Genomic DNA, 19,057 nt, shown 5'->3' on the forward strand with positions numbered 1-19,057 from the left:
TCCCCCCAATGCGTCGGTCGACCTTAGCCGGAAGGATGGGGCATGTCCCGGTTTTTCGTCAAGCCGGACGAGATCGGTCATCTATCGTACGAAGGGCGCGGTTGCGGGCCGTCGCCGGACATGGCTCGACGTATGACATCCTCGAGCTGGCGTTCGCTGAATGGCTTGGACAGACGAAGCAGATCCGCGCGCGCTTCCGGCGGCAGTTGCGAATAGCCTGTGGCGACAATGATCGGGATGCCCGGCCAGCGCTCGCGGACGATATCGGCAAGCTGGGAGCCGGTCATGTGCGGCATGGCCTGATCGGTGACGATGAGATCGATGCTGCGCTCGGCCAGAAACGCCAGGGCCTTGGTGCCGGAGCCCGCCTCGCAGACGGTGTGGCCCATGTCTTCCAGCATCATGACGGTGTTCATCAGCACGAGTGGATCGTCGTCCACGGCAAGGACGGACAGCGAGTGGACCTTTTGCGGAAGCGGCGGCTCGGATGGCCCCTCCTGCCTTGCCGATCCGACGGCCTTTGCACCGTCGTCGAGGACCGGAAGCCACAACTCCGCGGTCGTCCCCGCGCCGGGTGTGGAGTGGAGCACGAGCTTTCCGCCGGACTGCGCCATCAATCCCTGTACCATGGAAAGGCCAAGGCCCGTCCCTTTGCCGATGCCCTTTGTCGTGAAGAAAGGCGATGCTGCGTTTCTCAGCGTGTCGGGATCCATGCCGTGTCCCTCATCCTGGATATAGAGGCAGAGATAGGCTCCTTCCTGCAGGTCGGGATGCATTGCGGCGGCATCGGCTTCAAGCCGCGCGCCAATGACAAGACGGCCGCCTTCCGGCATCGCGTCCCGCGCGTTGATCGCCAGATTGAGGAGAGCGCTCACCATCTGGTTGGGGTCGGTCCGTACCGAAGGCAGGTTCAGGGGGAAATGCGTTTCGACGACGACGGCCGGGCCGATGGAACGCTGCAGCATGTCTGTCATGCCACGGATGAGCATCCAGAGATCGACGGACGCGAAATCCAGATCCTGACGCCGGGAAAATGCCAGCAGCCGCTGGGTTAGCGATGCCCCGCGACGCGTCGCCTGCAGGGCGTTGTCAATCAGGGATTGTGCCTCCGGGCTGGGCGAGATGCGCCGCTGCAGTAGGTCGAGACTCGCCTGGACGGCCATCAGGAGGTTGTTGAAGTCATGGGCGACGCCGCCGGTCAACTGGCCGAGCGCCTCCATCTTCTGCGCCTGGAAAAGCTCTTCCCTTGCCCGTTCGAGCGCCTGCTGCGCATCGCGTTTTTCCGTTATGTCGCGCGTGACCTTCGCAAAGCCGATCAGCGAGCCGTCGTCGCCGCGGATGGCGTCGATGATGGCATTGGCCCAGAAGCGTGTCCCGTCTTTTCGCAGCCGCCAGCCTTCCGACTCGTAGCGGCCGTCCCGGCGGGCGGTTTCCAGCGCCTGTTCCGGAATGCCGGCAAGCCTGTCCTGCTCGGGAAAGAAGTGGGAGAAGTGCATGCCGATGATCTCGCAAGGCCGGTAGCCCTTGATGCGCTCCGCGCCGGAATTCCAGCTCGAAACGCGGCCCTCCGCGTCCATCATGTAGATCGCATAGTCGGTGACGCCCTGCACGAGAAGACGGAACTGCTGCTCCGATTTGCGAAGCTGCTCCTCCGCCTGCTTCCTCTCGGTCAGATCGCGGGTGATCTTGGCAAAGGCGATGAGGCTGCCATCGTTGTCGCGGATGGGATCAACGATGACATGGGCCCAAAATTCGGACCCGTCCTTGCGCACCCGCCAGCCTTCGCCTTCAAACCGGCCTTCCTCTGCCGCATGTTTCAAGGCGAGCGAGGGAAGGCCTTTGTCGCGATCGACGGAACGATAGAAGCGGGAGAAATGCGTCCCGATCACCTCCTTCGCCTCATATCCCTTGAAGCGGCTCGCCCCGGCATTCCAGCTGACGATATTGCCCTGCCGGTCCAGCATGTAGATGGCATAATCGGTAATCGCGTCCACCAGCAGCCTGTACCGGTCCTCGCCGATAAGCGCCGATGCCTCTTCCCCATGCATGTTTTTCCCCTCAAGAGCCAACTGCACCGAACGTTGAAGACGTGGAAAGGTTCCATGGCGTCGCCTGGATTCGCTTTCCCGCGAGTTGGCGGCCCGCAAGGCCGGTTCCAGGATCGAACCTATCGCAGAGAATGACGATCCCGCCAATCAGGCCGGTCTGCGGCAAGCTCAATCCGGCGGCTTTCGTCCGGCAAGACAGGCCGCCGCCGCTCCCCTCCAGATTGGCGGCGGCCTTTGCCTTGATAGCCTTAAGCGGCGGCTGCCGCGTGTTTAACGGGAGAGGGCCTTTGCCGCGCGTTCGAGCACCTCGGCGACCTTTTCGGGCTGTGAGGCGAACACCGCGTGGCTGGCGTCGATCTCGGTGATGTCGCTGCCGGCGCGTCTGGCCATGTCGCGTTCGAGGTCCGGATGGATCGAGCGATCCGCCGTGGCGACGATCGCCCAGCTCCTCCTGGTTCTCCATGCGGGATCGCCGACCTTCGCGGCAAAGGCTTCCTTGGCGGCGAAGACCTGGGACCTGGCGAGGAAGGCCGCCTCGTCCTTCGGCAGGTCGGCCGCGAAGTCGTTCGGGAAGGTCGCGGGGTCGATATAGAGGAACCTGCCGTCCCTGGTCTCGCGAATGTTCATGGCGCTCGCCGGTTTCGAGCTTGCGAGGCCGAGAAGGCTTTCGCCCTTGTCCGGCTGGAAGGCGGCGACATAGACGAGGCCGGCGACCTTCTCGTCGTGGCCTGCCTCCGTGATGACGATGCCGCCATAGCTGTGGCCGACGAGCAGGGTCGGCCCGTCCTGGAGCGCCAGCACCCGCCCGGTGGCTGCGATGTCGTCGGCAAGCGAGGTGATCGGCTGCTGCACGATCGTGACGTTGAAGCCGCGGCCCACGAGAATGTCGGTGACCCGGCGCCAGCCGGAGCCATCGGCAAGCGCGCCGTGGACAATGACGATGTTCTTCACGTCGGCGGCCTGCGCGGCAAAGGCGATGACGCTGGCGGCAAGGGCGAGGGCGAGGGTGGAAAGGGTCCGTTTCATGCTTTTCTCCTGTGGTTCAGGTTTGGGAGGGAAGGTTCAGCCGAAGGTGAAGGCGTAGGCTTCGACGCCGGGGTCGAGGAACCGGATCTCGAACGTGCGCTCCCTCACCGTGCCCGCCTGGCGGACGAGCTGGTAGAGCTTGGTTCCGGAGACCGTGCCGCGGCCGGCCGCGTCGATATCGGCGCCGTGATCGGCGCCCGGCGCCTTGCCGTCGATCGTCACTTCGAAGCGGACAGGCTTGCCGTCGGCGGCGGGCCCGAGGACGAGATGCAAGTCGCGTGCGCTGAAGCGGTAGGCGATGCGGCCGTCCGGCTGATCGAGCGTCGCCTGCTCGGCGTGGATGGTCCAGCGTCCGGAGAGGCCCCAGCGGTTGAGGGTGGGGCTGGCGATGGTGTAGGTCTGCGTGGTGTCGGCAGCGACGCCCTCCGGCGAGGCGAAGTTCGTTGCGCGCTGATAGCCGAGATAGGTTTCGCCGGAGCGGATGTTCCGGAGGTCGGGACCCGCCTCGGCGCCCTTCGCGTCCGGGTTCACCAGCGTGGTTTCGGCCATCCTGCCGCCGGCCTCGCGCAGGAGATCGCGGATCGCCTGCTCGGTCTCGGCGGTGTTGCCTTCGCCGAAATGGTGGTAGCGGACCTGTCCGTCGGCATCGATCAGGTAATGGGCCGGCCAGTAGCTGTTCTGGAAGGCGCGCCAGATGGCATAGTCGTTGTCGATCGCGACCGGGTAGGTGATGCGCAGGTCGCTGGCCGCCTTCCTGACGTTGCCGATCTTCTTCTCGAAGGCGAATTCCGGTGCGTGCACGCCGACGACGACAAGGCCCTGATCCCGGTACTTCTCCGCCCAGGCGCGGACATAGGGTACGGTGCGGATGCAGTTGATGCAGGAATAGGTCCAGAAATCGACGAGGACGACCTTGCCGCGCAGTTGCCCTGTGGTGAGCGGCGGCGAGTTCAGCCATGTAACGGCGCCATCGAGCGAGGGGGCCGCCCTTTCGATCGGCAAGCCGCTTTGGAAGACCCCGGTCTTGTCCGCGGATGCGACGGTGACGGCTCCGCTTGGGGGTGTTGGGCGCAGCCGGTCGAGCACGGCCTGCTCGAAGGATGCGGTGCCGGCATAGGAAAGCCGTGCCAGCAGGCCCGTATCGAGGCCGAGTGCGATGGCCGCGACGCCCGTCAGGACCGCAACGCCGAGCCCCTGGCGAACCCGCTCGCCGATGCCGAGGGACTTCTTCATGCCGGCGAAGACCTTGCCGCCGGCGGCAAGGGCCAGGCCAAGCGAGGTCGCGGCGCCGGCGGCGTAGGCGAGCAGGAGCGCCGTCGTTTCGAGATTGGCCCCCTTGAGCGCCGCGCCGGTCAGTACGATGCCGAGGACGGGGCCGGCGCAGGGCGCCCATAGAAGCCCGGTCGCGATGCCGAGCAGCAGCGAGCGGGCGGCTGCCGGGGCCGAGCCGGTGCGTCCTGAGGCGTTCATCAGCCTGTTGCCGATGTCGACGACCGGGCGGGCGGCAATGCTCGCGATGCGGGGGGAGAGCAGGCTGGCGCCGAAGATGGCGAGGAGCCCGATCGCGGCGATGCGGCCATATTCGTTGGCATGGATCGCCCAGTTGCCGCCGACCGCGGCCAGCGTCGCGACCAGCGTGAAGGTTGCCGCCATGCCGGCGAGCATCGGCAGCGTGCTCGACACGAACGGCTGCCCCGCGCGAGCGAAGACGAAGGGAAGGATGGGCAGGATGCACGGGCTGAGGATGGTCAGTGCGCCCGCCAGATAGGCAATGATCAGAAGCGTCATCGTCGTTTCCTTTGAACGGGTGTCCGGTTGCCGGGCGGCGACGCAGCACGGCCGGCAGGGCGATATCGCCAGCAGGACGTATCCCGCATGTGTCCGGGACCGGGGGGATTTGTACCGAAGTGTAGGGCGGTGCCGGTTGCCGGGGATGTGCGACGAGTGCCGCCGTGCCCGGCAGGCGGCTGGAGCAATTCCGGCAAACGGGCGCAGATATTTTATTGAAGGAACAAAGAGATGAACCGTTCGGCGAGTGGACCCCACCGAAAATGCTCCAGGACGGATTTGTATCAGAATGTATCCGGACGGCCGGATGTTACATCCGCATGCAGAAGGATGCCGCAGGAGACACAGTCGGGACACATGCCGCCGGCTTTCTTCCCGCCATGTTCATTCCAGCAGGAGAAAGCCTATGCCCGACACGATCAATCCCGAGCGCCGCCGTTTCTTCGGCCTTGCCGCCATGACCCTCGCCGCCGCCGAGTTCGGCCTGGCGGCCGTTGCGAACGCACAGCCGTCCGCCGCGTCATCCACCGCCGCCAGGGGCGGGGCGATCGCATCTTTCCCGGCGCTGAGACAGGCAAGGGCCGGCATGCTCGATATCGGTTATGCCGAGCTCGGCCCGTCCGGCGGCCGGGCGGTGCTCCTGGTGCACGGCTGGCCCTATGACATCCACACCTATGTCGATGTCGCGCCCATACTTGCGGCGGCCGGCTACCGGGTCATCGTGCCCTATCTGCGCGGCTATGGCACGACGCGCTTCCTGTCTCAGAAGACGCCGCGCAACGGCCAGCAATCCGCGTTCGCCGCCGACATGATCGCGCTGATGGATGCCCTCGGCATCGAAAAGGCGATCGTCGCCGGCTGTGACTGGGGCGCGCGCACCGTCAACATCATGGCCGCGCTCTGGCCGGAGCGCTGCGAGGCCATGGTTTCGGTGAGCGGCTATCTGATCGGCAGCCAGGCGGTCAACCGCGAACCGCTCATGCCCGCGGCGGAGCTCGCCTGGTGGTATCAGTTCTATTTTACGACCGAGCGGGGCCGCGCCGGCTATGAAGCGCACACGGCCGATTTCGCAAGGCTGATCTGGCGCACGGCGTCGCCGACCTGGATGTTCGACGACGCGACCTTCGAGCGTTCGGCGGCGGCCTTCGACAATCCCGATCATGTCGCGATCACCATCCACAATTATCGATGGCGCCTGGACCTTGCGAAGGGGGAGGCGCAATACGACGCCTACGAGCGCCGCCTCGCGGAGGCGCCTTCCATTGCCCTCCCGACGATCACGCTGGAGGGCGATGCCAACGGCGCGCCGCATCCCGATCCTGCCGTCTACGCGAAGAAGTTCGTCGGGCCATACGAGCATCGCACGATTGGCGGCGGCATCGGCCACAACCTGCCGCAGGAGGCGCCGGAGGATTTCGCCAGGGCCGTGCTCGACGTTGCGCGGATTTAAGGCGCGTTGCCGCATTTCTCCCCTTCGCGGCCAGCGGCGCACGGTCTACATGTGAGGCTGGCGCACAGATTTCGGAAGTTCCCATGGAGCATATCGACCATATCCTGATCGTCGACGACGACCGAGAGATCCGCGAATTGCTGTCGTCCTACCTGAAGAAGAACGGGCTCAGGACGACGATCGCCGCCGATGGCCGCCAGATGCGCGCCTTTCTCGAAGCCAATGCCGTCGATCTCATCGTGCTCGATGTGATGATGCCGGGCGACGACGGGCTCGTGCTCTGCCGAGAGCTGCGGGCGGGAAAGCACAAGGCGACGCCGATCCTGATGCTGACGGCCCGCAGCGACGAGATGGACCGCATCATCGGGCTTGAAATGGGGGCCGACGACTATCTCGCGAAACCCTTCGCGGCGCGCGAATTGCTCGCCCGCATCAAGGCCGTGCTTCGGCGCACGCGCATGCTACCTCCGAACCTGCAGATCAGCGAGGCCGGCCAGGTCCTGAGCTTCGGCGACTGGCGGCTCGATACCGTCGGTCGCCATCTCCTTGACCGGGACGGTACGGAGATCGCGCTCAGCGGCGCGGAATACCGCCTCCTGCGCGTCTTCATCGATCATCCCCAGCGCGTGCTCAATCGCGACCAGTTGCTGAACCTCACGCAGGGGCGCGACGCGGAATTCTTCGACCGCTCCATCGATCTTCTCGTCAGCCGGCTGCGCCAGCGGCTGGGCGACGACGCGCGCGAGCCCACCTATATCAAGACGGTGCGCAGCGAAGGATACGTCTTCTCGGTTCCCATCGCGATCTCGGAGCCACGGCCATGAGTTCGGCGGGTCTCTCCCGCCTGCTGCCGGGCACCCTGCGCGCCCGGATATTCCTCATCCTCTTCGTCGGTCTGGCCGTTGCCTACGGCCTGTCCTTCAGCGTGCTCTATCTGGAGCGCTACATGTCCGCGAAGGCGGTGATGCTGGGCACGCTGGAAAACGACGTGGCGACATCGATCGCGGTCCTGGACCGGCTGCCGGCGGGCGAGCGGGCCGGCCTCGTCGATCGCCTTGGCCGCGGCAACTACCGGTTCGTGCTGGGGGAGGGCCTGCCCGGCGTGCCGGAAACCTCGCGGCTCAGTTCCGAGATCGTGGCGCGGATCGAGGAGGCGGTCGGCCACCGGTTCCCCCTGCGCGTCGAATCCGTTCCCGGCGAGGTGCCGCGCTTGCAAGCGCATTTGGCGCTCAGCGACGGAAGCCCGTTGACGATCGACATCACGCCGCGCGGCGTCATGCCGGTGGCGGACTGGCTGCCCTATGTCTTCGTCGTGCAGATGGCGTTGCTTCTGCTCTGCGCGTGGTACGCGGTGCGGCTGGCGGTGCGGCCGCTGGAAACGCTCGCCGCCGCCGCCAACGCGCTCGATCCCAACCGGCCGGGCCTACCGCTCGACGAGGGCGGGCCGAGCGAAGTCACCCATGCGGCGACGGCCTTCAATGCCATGCGCGAGCGCATCGTGCACTACCTGGAAGAGCGGGTACAGATTCTTGCCGCCATCTCCCACGATCTGCAGACGCCGATCACGCGCATGCGTCTGCGCGCCGACATGGCGGACGATACGCCCGAGCGGGACAAGCTGGTGCACGACCTTTCGGAAATCGAACGGCTGGTGCAGGACGGCATCGCCTATGCCCGCAGCGCCCATGGCAATGGCGAGAAGGCCTCGCGCATCGACCTCTCCTCCTTCATCGACAGCATCGCCTACGACTACCAGGATACCGGCAAGGCCGTTCAGGTCGTCGGCATGGTGTCCGGCACGGTCGCGACGAAGCCCCATGCGCTCCGCCGCATCCTGGCCAATCTCGTCGACAATGCCTTGAAATATGCCGGCAGCGCCGAAATCGGCGTTCGGCGGGGAGGCGGGGGCGAGACCATCATCGCCGTGCTCGATCGCGGGCCGGGCATACCGGCGGATAAGCTTGAGGCCGCCATGCAGCCCTTCTTCCGGCTGGAGCAGTCGCGCAACCGGGAAACCGGCGGCACGGGTCTCGGCCTTGCCATCGCCCAGCAGCTCGCCGCCGCGCTCGGCGGGACGGTCCGGCTCTCCAACCGCCCAGGCGGCGGGCTTGCCGCCGAGATCGTGCTGCCCTGAAAAGCACAGCGACGTCGGGGCGGCTACGTTTCGATACATTTTCGCGCGTTCCGGAAACATGCCGGATACGTGGGCCCGTCAGAACGCTCCGGTCAACAGCGTCGCAGAAGGCGACCAAACCAAGGAGCATCCCATGAGCAGGATCGAGAAGGTTCTCTATACCGGCAGGACCCGTACCACCGGCGGCCGCGAAGGCGCCGCCCGCAGCGACGACGCGCAGCTCGACGTCCGCCTTTCGCCGCCGGGCAGCGGCAGGGCCGGCACCAATCCCGAACAGCTCTTCGTCGCCGGCTGGTCCGCCTGCTTCATCGGAGCGCTCGGCCGCGCCGCCGCCGGGCGCAAGATCCGGCTGCCGGCGGAAACCGTCGTCGATGCGGAAGTGGACCTCGGCACGGCGGGCGACGCCTACTTTCTTCAGGCCCGCCTGAACATCGGCCTGCCCGGCCTCGAGCCTGCGCTTGCACGCGCGCTTGTGGACGAGGCACACCAGATCTGCCCCTATTCCAAGGCGACGCGCGGCAATATCGATGTCGTCCTGGCGCTGGCCTGACGGGCACGGGAGGGCGCGATGAAACATATCCTCGCTTGCCTGCTGACGGGTGCCGTGCTTGCGGCGCCCTGCGCCTACGACGCCTTTTCGCCGGAACCGTCGCCGCTGGCCGGCCTTGTCGCGCTGTCGGTCATCCATCTGCAACCATGACCGGCGCGCGGGCCGGGCTCGATCACCCTTTGGCGTATCGCTACGGGGTGCTCGCCGGCGGGGCGGTCGATTCGCGCACGACGAGTGCGTAATCCACCTCGTAGTGCGTGGGAACCTTGTGGCCGTCGAGGCGGGCGAGGATATACTCGCCGGCGCCCTTCCAGGTCAGGTCCGTCGGAACGTGGAGCGTCGTCAAGGCGGGGCGCAGGTGGCGGCTCCATTCGAGGTCGTCGAAGCCGACGACGGAAAGGTCGGCGGGAATCTTCAGGCCCCTGCGCTCCGCTTCCAGCATGACGCCATAGGCGAGCACGTCATTGCCGCAGGCGATGGCCGTCGGGACGCTCGGAGCCATGAGGATCTGCCGCGCGGCTTCCCGCGCATCGTCCAGCGTGTAGCGCACCTCGACATGCCACGCTTCCGGCAGGTCCAGCCCGTGTTCGGCAAGGGCACGGCGGAACCCCCTTATTCGCGCGCTGGCGCGGTCGTTGTTGCGCTGGAGCGCGCTGACCACGCCGATGCGGCGGTGGCCGATCTCGATGAGATGCATCATGGCGCGGTGCGCGGCCGCCTCGTTGTCGACGCCGATGCTCGGATGCGGCTGGCTCGGATTGTAGATGCCGACATTGATGAAGGGCACGTCGCGGGCCGCCAGCAGGTCGCGCAGCGCCTGGTGGTGACAGTCGCCGCGCAGGATGAGCCCGTCGACGCCGCGGCTGATCAGGTTGCGTGCCTGCTCCAGCTCCACATCGATATCGTAGCCGTTCGTCGAGAGAATGAGCATGTAGCCGCGCGAGGAGAGGAATTTCTGCAGCGACTCGATCCCGCGGGCGAACATGGCATTGTCGATGGTGGGGATGATGGCGCCGATCGTGCGCGTCCTGTTGCTGGACAAAGCCCGTGCCATGCCGTGCGGCACGTAGCCGGTCTCGTCTATCACCCGCTGGATGCGGGCGCGCAGGTCTTCGCTCACGCTTTGCGGATTGTTGAGGGCGCGCGAGACCGTTGCCGTCGAGACGCCCGAAAGCTTCGCGACCGCCCGGATGCCTGTCTTTTCCTTCTCACTGGTCATGCAACCGCCTGGATCATGTAACGTTACATTGTTGTGTGACGATCAGCTTGTGAATGTCAAACGGAAATAGCCTTGCAATGCAGCATTAATTTCATGAAGACTGAGTGTTGACAGCGATGCCTGCAACATAATATGTAACCGGTTACATGGAGATTGCGCTCGGGAGAAGCGCTCGGTCTGCCGCTGAAAGCGGCCTTGTGGAGGAAGATATGCTGAAAAATCGTTCTATCCCTGCTGTTGTCCTGTCCGTGCTCCTGGCCGGGACGGCGACCTCCGCCTTCGCCTTCGACTGGAAGGCGCATGAAGGTGAAACGGTTTCATTCCTGGCCAACAACAATCCCTGGTCCCAGGCGGTCTTGTCCTACAAGGATGAATTCACCGCGCTGACCGGGATCAACCTGCGGGTCGACTCCTACCAGGAGCAGCAGATGCGCCAGCGCCTCGTCACCGTGCTCAATTCCGGCAGCGACGAGATCGATGTGTTCATGACCCTCGCCTCCCGCGAAGGGCAGCAGTTCGCGGCCTCCGGCTGGTATGCCGACCTTTCGGCCTACACGCAGGGCTCGGTGGCTCCGGAATACGATTTCGCAGGTGTGAGCCCCGCTCTCGTGAAGGCTGCGACATTCGATGGCAAGCTGACCAGCATCCCGCTCAACCTCGAAGGCCCGCTGCTCTACTACCGGACGGATATCTTCGAGAAATGCGGCCTTGCCAAGCCGGCTTCGCTCGACGACGTGCGGGCTGCGGCCGAAAAGATCAAGGAGTGCGACGCCGGCGTCACGCCCTTCGCCTCGCGTGGCCTGAAGCCGGCGATCGCCTATACGTTCAGCAACGTCCTGCACAATATGGGCGGCACCTACATCGTCGACGGCAAGTCGGCCCTCTGCGCGCCGGCGGGCCAGAAGGCCATCGCCTGGTACGGCGACCTGATGCGCGAATACGGGCCGCCCGGCGCGGCGAACTACAGCTTCTACCAGATCTCCGCGCTCTATCGCAGCGGCCGGGCGGCGATGGCCTTCGAATCCTCCAACGAACTGCGCACCATCATGGAGGGCGGCGAGCGCCTGAACGACACGGATGTGATTCCGCTGCCGGCCGGCGAGGCGGGAACCGTCCCGACGGCGATCGGCTGGGGTCTTGCGATTTCCAGCCGCAGCGCCAGGAAGGATGCGGCCTGGTACTTCGTGCAGTGGGCCTCCAGCCCGGAAATGCAGAAGCGCCTGGCGCTTCAGGGCGTCGCCTCGCCGCGCGCCTCCGTCGCCGCCGAGGAGGAGTACAAGGCCTGGATCGCCGAGGCGCCCGTGCGGGCGAGCTGGCAGGCGGCGCTCGGCGTGCTGGCGTCCGACGGGTCTTCCGAGGTCGGCTACCCCATCATCGCCAATCCGGAATCGCGGGACTATATCGGCCAGGCCGTGCAGGACGTGCTTCTCGGGCAGCGGTCGGTCGAGGAGGCATGCGCCGCCGCCGACAGCGCGCTCGACGGCCTGATCGCCCGCAAGTAGCGCATCTGCCGGGTCCTGTGCTTCGGCGGGACCCGGTATCCGACGCAATCGCCCACTGGAAGGACCGGACAATGACTCCAGGCTCGACCAACAGCCAGGGACGGCAGCTTGCCGCGCTCTCCGCACCGGCGGTCCTCTTCACCGTCGCCATGATCGCCTTTCCGGTGGTCTACACGATCTGGCTCGGCTTCCACGCGTTCTCGTCGACGGGGGAGGCGAGCTTTGCAGGCGGCGCCAACTATGCGGCGCTCGTGGCCGACGGCGAGTTCTGGAACGGCCTCTACGTCACCTTCGCGCTCTACGCCCTGTCCATGGTCCTGCAGCTCGTCGCCGGCATCTATCTCGCCATGCTGCTGTTTCATTCCAAGCGGTTGTCCGGCCTCTTGCGTTCGCTTCTGATCTCGCCCTTCATGATGCCGCCCGTGGTGGCCGGCATGATGTGGCTCGTCATTCTCGATCCCTCGCTGGGCGCGGCCAACTACATCCTCGTGTCGCTCGGCCTTCCGGCCTCCGAATGGCTGGCCTCTCCGACCTGGGTGATCCCGACCATCGCCCTGATCGATACCTGGCAATGGGCGCCCTATGTCGCGCTGATCGTTCTCGGCGGGCTGCAGTCCCTGCCGCCCAGCGTCTACGAGGCCGCCCAGATCGACGGCGCTTCTCCGTTCCGCATCTTCCGGCGCATCACCCTGCCGCTGCTGCTGCCGACCATCGTCACGGCCGCCGTGCTGCGGAGCGTCGATCTGCTGCGCTTCTTCGACATCATCTACATCACCACCCAGGGCGGGCCGGGCAATGCCTCGAACACGCTCAACATCTACGGGTTCCGGGTCGGCTTCGAGTTCTTCAACATCGGCTATGCCAGCGCGCTCATGATCACGCTCTCGGCCATCGTGCTGGCCGCCGTGCTCGTGCTCAACCGCCTGCGCAACGCGGTCGCCTGGTAAGGAGACGACGATGAACGACCATTCGAGCCCCCGCTGGGTCCACTGGCTGAACACGCTGCAACTGACCGTCGCGGGCATCCTTATCCTGGCCCCGACCGTCTGGATGGTGCTTTCCTCCTTCAAGCCGTCCTTCGAGGTGACGGCCTATCCGCCGACGCTGTTCTTCCAGCCGACCTTCGAGAACTACGTCACGCTGTGGCAGACGACGCCGTTCCTGTCCTATGCGGTCAACAGCTTCGTGGTGACCATCGGCTCGACGCTGCTTGGCCTCGCCTTCGGCATCCCGGCCGCCTTCGCCGTCTCCTGGTCGCGCATCACCTGGCCGGCCGTCCTGACACTTGCCGCGCGGATGGCGCCGGGCACGCTGTTCCTGCTGCCTTGGTACATCATGTTCCGCGAGGTCGGGCTGATCGGCTCTTACACGGCGCTGATTCTCAGCCATGCGGTGATCACCATGCCGATCGTCATCTGGGTGCTGCTTCCCTTCTTCGACAACATTCCGCGCAGCGTCTTCGAGGCGGCGCAGATGGACGGCTGCTCGGTGACCCGCATTCTCTGGCGGATCGCCCTGCCGCTTGTCGGCTCCGGCGTCGCGGTCGCGTCGATCCTCGCCTTCGTCTTCTCGTGGAACTTCTTCCTTTTCTCGCTGATCCTGTCGAACTCCGACACGAAGACGCTGATTGCCGCCGCCTTCAACTTCGTCGGCGAAGGTTCCACCCAGTGGGGCTCGCTAATGGCGGCCGCCACGCTCATCGCGCTGCCGCCGCTCGCGCTCGCGATCCTCGTCCAGCGTTGGCTCGTCGCAGGGCTGACCCTCGGTGCCGTCAAGGGATGATCAGGATGACAGACAGAAAGAATGCCCGCATGCGCGCCTCCGTCTTCCACGGCGACCGCAGGATCACCATCGAAACCCGGGACTTGCCGCCCGTCGGGCAGGGCGAGGTGCTGGTCAAGGTGCTGCGCACCGCGCTCTGCGGCTCGGATTTCAAGCTCTGGTACAAGGGGGCGGAGTTCACCGCCGGCCACGAGATCTTCGGCGTCGTCGAACAACCGGGCCATCCGCGCCACGGACAGCGCTGCGCGGTCTACATCCCGGTGCATTGCGGCCATTGCGATGCCTGCCGTGCGGGCGACACGCAGATGTGCCTGGAAGTATCGAGCCTGATCGGCTGGAACCGGCCGGGCGGCTATGCGGAATACGTGCCGGTGCCCGAAAACTGCCTCCTGCCGGTGCCCGACGACATCGAGGACGATCTCGCCCCGCTGCTGCTCGACACGATCGGGACGTCCGCCCACGCCGTTCGCTTCGCCATGCCACTCGTTCCTCCCCAAGGGTCTGTGCCGGTCCTCGTGACCGGTGCAGGCCCGGTCGGGCTCGGCGTGGTGCTGGCGCTATCGAGCCTTGGCTATGAGGACATCCATGTCAGCGATCCGAACGAGGAGCGGCTGGCGATCGCCGTTTCCTTCGGTGCGAAGGCCCATCCCGTCGGCGCGCGCGAGAAGCGCTTCAAGCTGATCTTCGAATGCTCCGGCGCGCATGTGGCGCGCAATCTCGGCATAGAGCTGGTCCTGCCGCGCGGGGCCCTGATGCTGGTCGGGGAGAACGCCGCGCCCTGGACCATCGAGGAAGGCAAGATCTTCCGCCGCAAGGACTTCTACATGATCCGCACCTTCTATTTCCCGGTCGGCGACTTCGCGCCGAATGTCGAACTGCTGCGCGCCAACAAGGAGCGCTATCGCCGGCTCGTCGACGCCGCCTTCGGTCTCGACGACCTGCCAGAGAATTTCGCCCGCTTCGCCGAAGGCAAGCTCATCAAGCCCGTCCTTTCGTTTGGGTGACACCATGGCCTCGATCACGATCAGGAACATCGCCAAGAAGTTCGGCGAACTCACCATCATCCCCGGCCTCGACCTGGAGATCGCCGACGAGGAGTTCGTCGTCTTCGTCGGTCCGTCCGGCTGCGGCAAGTCCACGCTCCTGCGCATCATCGCCGGTCTCGAACCGTGCACCTCGGGCGAGCTTTTCATCGGCGAGACGAAGGTCAACGACGTGCCGGCCTCCAAGCGCGACATCGCCATGGTCTTCCAGGACTATGCGCTCTATCCGCACATGACCGTCTACGACAACATGGCCTTCGCGCTCGAGCTGCGCGGCATGAGCAAGGCGGAGATCGACCAGCGCGTGCGCCGTGCCGCCGGCCTCCTGCATATCGAGCCCTTCCTGGAGCGCAAGCCGAAGGCGCTGTCCGGGGGCCAGCGCCAGCGCGTCGCCATGGGGCGGGCGATCGTCCGCGACCCGAAGGTCTTCCTGTTCGACGAGCCGCTCTCCAACCTCGACGCCAAGCTGCGCGGCCAGGTGCGCACCGAGATCAAGGCGCTGTCGCAGGAGCTGAAGACCACCATGATCTTCGTCACCCACGACCAGGTGGAGGCGATGACCATGGCGGATCGCATCGTGGTCCTGAAAGGCGGCGAGATCCAGCAGTTCGGCCGGCCGGAAGACGTCTACGAGACGCCCGCGAACCAGTTCGTCGCCGGCTTCATCGGCTCCCCGGCGATGAACTTCTTCGACATCCGGCGCTCGGGCGAGACCTTCGTGTTCGAAGGCGCGCCGCATCTTGCCGCGCCCGTGCCGGACGGGTTGAAGGCCGCGCTCGGCGGCAGGAGCAAGGCGGTGCTCGGCATCCGGCCGGAACATCTCGTTCCTGCCGACGACGTCGCCGGCGCGCTGCCCGTCACGATCGACCTCGTCGAGCCGCTTGGCTCCGACACGCTCACGCATTTCGATCTTGCGGGCGTACGGACCGTTGCCCGCGTCAACCCCGAACTGAGGCCGAAGGTCGGAGACAGGCTGGCCTTCGCCGCGCAGGCCGGCAAGGCGCATCTCTTCGACAGCGCGGATGGAAAGGCCATCCGATGATCCGCCCGCCGATCATACCCGAGGGGGCTGCACCATCGATCATCTGCCTCGGGCTCTCCGCGCTCGATCGCATCTGGCGGGTCGAAACACCGTTTTCCGGCGGCAGCGAGAAGATCCGCGCGGGCGAGCACCTGACCGAACCGGGCGGCATGGCGGCGAATGCCGCGGTGACCGTCGCAAGGCTTGGCGGCGCGGTTTCCTTCTGGGGCAGGGCAGGCGACGACGAGGCGGGCCGCCTCATGGCGGAGGCCTTTGCGGCCGAAGGTGTCGAGATCGGCCAGTTCCGGCTCTTCGAGGGCGGGGCATCGTCCGTCTCGGGCGTCATCGTCGATGCGCGCGGCGAGCGGCAGATCGTCAATTTCCGCGGCCGCACTCCGGCCGATCCCGCCTGGCTTCCGCTTGCCGGCCTTTCTGCCGATTGCGTGCTGGCGGATCCGCGCTGGCCGGAGGGCGCGGAGGCGCTTTTCACCGCGGCGCGGCGCCGCGGCATACCGACGGTTCTCGACGGTGACGTTGCCGACGCCGATATCTTCGAACGCCTGCTTCCGTTGACCGACCACGCCGTCTTCTCCGAGCCCGGCCTGCGCGGTTTCGCCGGAGAGGACCTGGACGCGGCGCTGACGCTGGCGGCGGGCTTCGGCTGCCGGATGGTCGCGGTCACCCGCGGTGGCGACGGCCTCGTCTGGCAGGACGGTTCCGGCAGGCACGACATGCCGGCACCGGCCGTCCATGCCGTCGACACCACGGCCGCCGGCGATGCCTTCCACGGCGCCTATGCCTTCGCGATCGGTGCCAACCTCGGCATTGCCGATGCACTCGGCTTTGCCAGCGCGGTCGCCGCCCTGAAATGCACACGGCCCGGCGGCCGTGCCGCCATTCCCTCCCTCGACGATCTGAAATCATCCTGAAAGGAAACGTCATGCTTACACTTGGAAAAACCCGCGGCCTTGCCCGTCTCGCCAACAAGGACGGCCACTTCTGCATGGTGGCGCTCGACCAGCGTCCGCCGCTCTTCGAAGCGCTCGCGGCGGCGCGCGGCATCGACAAGTCGGACGTCGCCTTCTCCGACATGATCACGGCAAAGCGGCTTCTGGTCGAAAATCTCGCCCCGCATTGCAGCTCCATGCTGTTCGATCCGAACTATGCCATTCCCGCCGCCATCGACGTGCTGCCGCCGGACTGCGGCCTGATCGTCACCCTGGAGGATCACCGTACGGAGGAGACCGAGGGCGGCCGCAAGTCCAGGGTCATCGCCGATTGGAGCGTCGAGAAGATCCGCCGTCTCGGTGGCGATGCGGTCAAGGTGCTCGCATGGTACCGGCCGGACGCCTCGGCCGAGGTTCTGGCGCACCAGAAGGCGTTCGTGCGCAAGATCGGCGAGGATTGCCGTCGCCACGACATCGCCTATGTGCTCGAACTGCTCGTGTTCCCGTTCCTCGGCACCGCGGGCCATACGGCGGATTATGTCGAATCGCCGACCAAGCTGCCGGAACTCGTGATCGAGAGCGTGCGTGAATTCGCAAAGCCCGAATACGGCGTCGATCTCCTGAAACTCGAAAGCCCGCTTGCCGCCAACAGCCTGCCGCCGCGCGACGGCAGCGCGGCTGCCCTTGCCGCCCAGCGGGAATTCGATGCGATCGGCAGGATCTGCGCTGATGCGGGCATTCCGTGGGTGCTGCTGTCGGGCGGCGCGGCGACGGAAAAGTTCGAACGCGTGCTCGACTATGCCTATGCCGCCGGCGCCGGCGGTTTCCTGGCGGGCCGCACCATCTGGCTCGATGCGATCCGCTCGCATTTCCCGGATACCGCTGCCGTCGCCAGGGCTCTTGCGGAGGAAGGCGTGGCCGTGGTGGAGCGCCTGAGCGCGCTCACCGCCGCCAAGGCCCCCCGCTGGACCCCGCCGGCGCCCGCCTTCCAGGAGATCCACAATGAAGGCGACTTCGCCAAGAGCTATGCCGCTGCCTGACACGGGCCATTGACGGAAGGAACGACCATGGACGATCGATCGACGCAGCCGGTGCCGGCCCTGACGGACCGGTCCCTCTTGACCGACAAGGCCTATGTGGCCGGCCGCTGGCTCGGCGCGGCGGACGGCAGGACCATCACGGTCACGGATCCATTCGACGGATCGGTCATCGCCCGTGTTCCGGATCTCGGCGTGGAGGTGGTTCGCCAGGCGATCGACGCGGCGGCCCTTTCGCAAGTCGAATGGGCACGGCGGTCGGCCAAGGAGCGGGCCGGCGTCCTGCGGCGCTGGTACGAACTCATCGTCGAGAATGCGGACGACCTTGCCCATATCCTCACCGCCGAGCAGGGCAAGCCTCTCGGCGAGGCGAGGGGCGAGATCATCTCCAATGCTGCGTATCTGGAATGGTTCGGGGAAGAGGCCAAGCGCATCGATGGCGACATCATTCCCGGCCCGAACCGCAACCAGCGCGTCATGGTGCTCAAGCAGCCCGTGGGCGTCTGCGCGGCCATCACGCCCTGGAACTTCCCGAACGGGATGATCACGCGGAAGGCAGGGCCTGCCCTTGCCGCCGGATGCTCCATGATCCTGAAGCCAGCCGCCCAGACGCCGCTCTCGGCCTTCGCGCTCGCCGTTCTGGCGGAGCGTGCGGGCGTGCCGGCGGGCGTGTTCTCGGTCGTCACCGGCGAGGCACGGCCGATCGGCATGGAGTTCTGCCACAATCCGAAGGTCGCGAAGATCACCTTCACGGGTTCGACCGGCGTCGGGCGCTGGCTGATGAAGGAGGCGGCGGACGGCATCAAGCGCCTGTCGCTCGAACTTGGCGGCAATGCGCCCTTCATCGTGTTCGACGATGCCGACATCGACGCGGCGGTCGAGGGGGCGATGATCTCCAAGTTCCGCAATGCCGGCCAGACCTGCGTGTGCGCGAACCGCATCTATGTCCAGGAGACCGTCGCGGAGGCGTTCACCGCCAGGCTCCTGGAAAAGGTCTCGGCGATCACGCTCGGCCGCGGCACCGAAACGGGCGTCAGCCAGGGGCCGCTGATCGACGACAGGGCGGTCGCCAAGATGGAGGAGCATGTCGGCGACGCGCTCGCCAAGGGCGGCAGGCTGCTCGCCGGCGGCAAGCGCAGCGCCCTCGGCGGCACCTTCTTCGAGCCGACCGTCATGAGCGGCATCACGCAGGACATGAAAGTGGCGAAGGAGGAGACCTTCGCGCCGCTCGCCCCCATCATCACCTTCCGCGACGAGGACGAGGTCATCGCCATGGCGAACGACAGCGAGTTCGGTCTCGCCTCCTATTTCTACGCGCGTGACCTCGGTCGCGTCTGGCGGGTCGCCGAAGCGCTGGAGGCGGGCATGGTCGGCGTCAACACCGGCATGCTGGCCAACGAGATGGCACCGTTCGGCGGCGTCAAGCAGTCGGGCATGGGGCGGGAAGGCTCCTCTTACGGCATCGAGGGTTTCCTCGAACTGAAATATGTCGCCGTGGCAGGCATCTGAT

Annotated in this window: 17 protein-coding genes; 13 read left to right on the forward strand and 4 right to left on the reverse strand. The window is 66.1% G+C overall.

What is annotated here, in order from left to right; translation table 11 throughout:
• Positions 1-77: 77 nt before the first annotated feature.
• From shn_RS28710 to shn_RS28720, 3 genes are all read right to left on the reverse strand, one after another.
• Entirely contained in the window at positions 78-2,048 is a 1,971-nt protein-coding gene (locus shn_RS28710) for a PAS domain-containing sensor histidine kinase (protein ID WP_064333943.1), read from the reverse strand.
• A 270-nt stretch (positions 2,049-2,318) separates the two neighbouring features.
• Positions 2,319-3,074: an alpha/beta hydrolase gene (locus shn_RS28715; protein WP_064333944.1), complete on the reverse strand. Its 756-nt coding sequence runs from the start codon at positions 3,072-3,074 to the stop codon at positions 2,319-2,321.
• A 36-nt stretch (positions 3,075-3,110) separates the two neighbouring features.
• On the reverse strand, positions 3,111-4,862 hold the full coding sequence (locus shn_RS28720; RefSeq protein WP_064333945.1) for a cytochrome c biogenesis protein DipZ: 1,752 nt from the start codon (positions 4,860-4,862) through the stop codon (positions 3,111-3,113).
• Positions 4,863-5,268: 406 nt separating this feature from the next.
• On the opposite strand from shn_RS28720, the gene shn_RS28725 reads away from it, so the two are divergent.
• The 5 genes from shn_RS28725 to shn_RS37485 all read left to right on the forward strand — a co-directional run bounded on the left by shn_RS28725 (position 5,269) and on the right by shn_RS37485 (position 9,146).
• On the forward strand, positions 5,269-6,312 hold the full coding sequence (locus shn_RS28725) for an alpha/beta fold hydrolase (protein WP_064333946.1): 1,044 nt from the start codon (positions 5,269-5,271) through the stop codon (positions 6,310-6,312).
• An 83-nt stretch (positions 6,313-6,395) separates the two neighbouring features.
• A complete protein-coding gene (locus tag shn_RS28730; protein ID WP_064333947.1) occupies positions 6,396-7,136 on the forward strand; it encodes a response regulator in 741 nt (246 codons plus the stop codon).
• Positions 7,133-8,446: an ATP-binding protein gene (locus tag shn_RS28735; protein ID WP_064333948.1), complete on the forward strand. Its 1,314-nt coding sequence runs from the start codon at positions 7,133-7,135 to the stop codon at positions 8,444-8,446. Before shn_RS28730 ends, shn_RS28735 begins: the two co-directional genes overlap by 4 nt.
• 133 nt (positions 8,447-8,579) lie before the next feature.
• A complete protein-coding gene (locus tag shn_RS28740) occupies positions 8,580-8,996 on the forward strand; it encodes an organic hydroperoxide resistance protein (RefSeq protein ID WP_064334048.1) in 417 nt (138 codons plus the stop codon).
• A gap of 18 nt (positions 8,997-9,014) precedes the next feature.
• Positions 9,015-9,146, forward strand: a complete 132-nt coding sequence (locus shn_RS37485) for a hypothetical protein (protein ID WP_256388534.1) — start codon at positions 9,015-9,017, stop codon at positions 9,144-9,146.
• A 40-nt stretch (positions 9,147-9,186) separates the two neighbouring features.
• Here the strand turns inward: shn_RS37485 and shn_RS28745 are convergent, their stop codons facing one another.
• Complete coding sequence (locus tag shn_RS28745; protein WP_064333949.1) at positions 9,187-10,215, reverse strand: LacI family DNA-binding transcriptional regulator; 1,029 nt, start codon at positions 10,213-10,215, stop codon at positions 9,187-9,189.
• Positions 10,216-10,424: 209 nt separating this feature from the next.
• On the opposite strand from shn_RS28745, the gene shn_RS28750 reads away from it, so the two are divergent.
• From shn_RS28750 to shn_RS28785, 8 genes are all read left to right on the forward strand, one after another.
• The gene (locus shn_RS28750) at positions 10,425-11,717 is read left to right on the forward strand and encodes a sugar ABC transporter substrate-binding protein (RefSeq protein WP_064333950.1); all 1,293 of its coding nucleotides are present in this window, start codon (positions 10,425-10,427) and stop codon (positions 11,715-11,717) included.
• Between the two features lie 71 nt (positions 11,718-11,788).
• The gene (locus shn_RS28755; protein WP_064333951.1) at positions 11,789-12,664 is read left to right on the forward strand and encodes a carbohydrate ABC transporter permease; all 876 of its coding nucleotides are present in this window, start codon (positions 11,789-11,791) and stop codon (positions 12,662-12,664) included.
• 10 nt (positions 12,665-12,674) lie between these two features.
• Positions 12,675-13,499, forward strand: a complete 825-nt coding sequence (locus shn_RS28760; RefSeq protein WP_064333952.1) for a carbohydrate ABC transporter permease — start codon at positions 12,675-12,677, stop codon at positions 13,497-13,499.
• 5 nt (positions 13,500-13,504) lie between these two features.
• A complete protein-coding gene (locus shn_RS28765) occupies positions 13,505-14,503 on the forward strand; it encodes an alcohol dehydrogenase catalytic domain-containing protein (protein ID WP_245337494.1) in 999 nt (332 codons plus the stop codon).
• A gap of 4 nt (positions 14,504-14,507) precedes the next feature.
• Positions 14,508-15,584 (forward strand): ABC transporter ATP-binding protein, encoded by a 1,077-nt coding sequence (locus shn_RS28770; RefSeq protein ID WP_064333954.1) that lies wholly within the window; start codon positions 14,508-14,510, stop codon positions 15,582-15,584.
• Entirely contained in the window at positions 15,581-16,492 is a 912-nt protein-coding gene (locus tag shn_RS28775) for a sugar kinase (RefSeq protein ID WP_064333955.1), read from the forward strand. The genes shn_RS28770 and shn_RS28775 overlap by 4 nt, the downstream gene beginning before the upstream one ends.
• A gap of 11 nt (positions 16,493-16,503) precedes the next feature.
• On the forward strand, positions 16,504-17,550 hold the full coding sequence (locus shn_RS28780) for a tagatose 1,6-diphosphate aldolase (RefSeq protein WP_064333956.1): 1,047 nt from the start codon (positions 16,504-16,506) through the stop codon (positions 17,548-17,550).
• Positions 17,551-17,577: 27 nt separating this feature from the next.
• The gene (locus shn_RS28785) at positions 17,578-19,056 is read left to right on the forward strand and encodes an NAD-dependent succinate-semialdehyde dehydrogenase (RefSeq protein ID WP_064333957.1); all 1,479 of its coding nucleotides are present in this window, start codon (positions 17,578-17,580) and stop codon (positions 19,054-19,056) included.
• Position 19,057: the final 1 nt, after the last annotated feature.

This window comes from Shinella sp. HZN7 (assembly GCF_001652565.1).
Taxonomy (GTDB): Bacteria; Pseudomonadota; Alphaproteobacteria; order Rhizobiales; family Rhizobiaceae; genus Shinella; species Shinella granuli.

What these genes read in the sequence shown, in the direction of transcription:
- shn_RS28710 (WP_064333943.1), bottom strand. Translation starts at nt 2,048, where the DNA reads ATGCATGGGGAAGAGGCATCGGCGCTTATCGGCGAGGACCGGTACAGG.
- shn_RS28715 (WP_064333944.1), bottom strand. Translation starts at nt 3,074, where the DNA reads ATGAAACGGACCCTTTCCACCCTCGCCCTCGCCCTTGCCGCCAGCGTC.
- shn_RS28720 (WP_064333945.1), bottom strand. Translation starts at nt 4,862, where the DNA reads ATGACGCTTCTGATCATTGCCTATCTGGCGGGCGCACTGACCATCCTC.
- shn_RS28725 (WP_064333946.1), top strand. Translation starts at nt 5,269, where the DNA reads ATGCCCGACACGATCAATCCCGAGCGCCGCCGTTTCTTCGGCCTTGCC.
- shn_RS28730 (WP_064333947.1), top strand. Translation starts at nt 6,396, where the DNA reads ATGGAGCATATCGACCATATCCTGATCGTCGACGACGACCGAGAGATC.
- shn_RS28735 (WP_064333948.1), top strand. Translation starts at nt 7,133, where the DNA reads ATGAGTTCGGCGGGTCTCTCCCGCCTGCTGCCGGGCACCCTGCGCGCC.
- shn_RS28740 (WP_064334048.1), top strand. Translation starts at nt 8,580, where the DNA reads ATGAGCAGGATCGAGAAGGTTCTCTATACCGGCAGGACCCGTACCACC.
- shn_RS37485 (WP_256388534.1), top strand. Translation starts at nt 9,015, where the DNA reads ATGAAACATATCCTCGCTTGCCTGCTGACGGGTGCCGTGCTTGCGGCG.
- shn_RS28745 (WP_064333949.1), bottom strand. Translation starts at nt 10,215, where the DNA reads ATGACCAGTGAGAAGGAAAAGACAGGCATCCGGGCGGTCGCGAAGCTT.
- shn_RS28750 (WP_064333950.1), top strand. Translation starts at nt 10,425, where the DNA reads ATGCTGAAAAATCGTTCTATCCCTGCTGTTGTCCTGTCCGTGCTCCTG.
- shn_RS28755 (WP_064333951.1), top strand. Translation starts at nt 11,789, where the DNA reads ATGACTCCAGGCTCGACCAACAGCCAGGGACGGCAGCTTGCCGCGCTC.
- shn_RS28760 (WP_064333952.1), top strand. Translation starts at nt 12,675, where the DNA reads ATGAACGACCATTCGAGCCCCCGCTGGGTCCACTGGCTGAACACGCTG.
- shn_RS28765 (WP_245337494.1), top strand. Translation starts at nt 13,505, where the DNA reads ATGACAGACAGAAAGAATGCCCGCATGCGCGCCTCCGTCTTCCACGGC.
- shn_RS28770 (WP_064333954.1), top strand. Translation starts at nt 14,508, where the DNA reads ATGGCCTCGATCACGATCAGGAACATCGCCAAGAAGTTCGGCGAACTC.
- shn_RS28775 (WP_064333955.1), top strand. Translation starts at nt 15,581, where the DNA reads ATGATCCGCCCGCCGATCATACCCGAGGGGGCTGCACCATCGATCATC.
- shn_RS28780 (WP_064333956.1), top strand. Translation starts at nt 16,504, where the DNA reads ATGCTTACACTTGGAAAAACCCGCGGCCTTGCCCGTCTCGCCAACAAG.
- shn_RS28785 (WP_064333957.1), top strand. Translation starts at nt 17,578, where the DNA reads ATGGACGATCGATCGACGCAGCCGGTGCCGGCCCTGACGGACCGGTCC.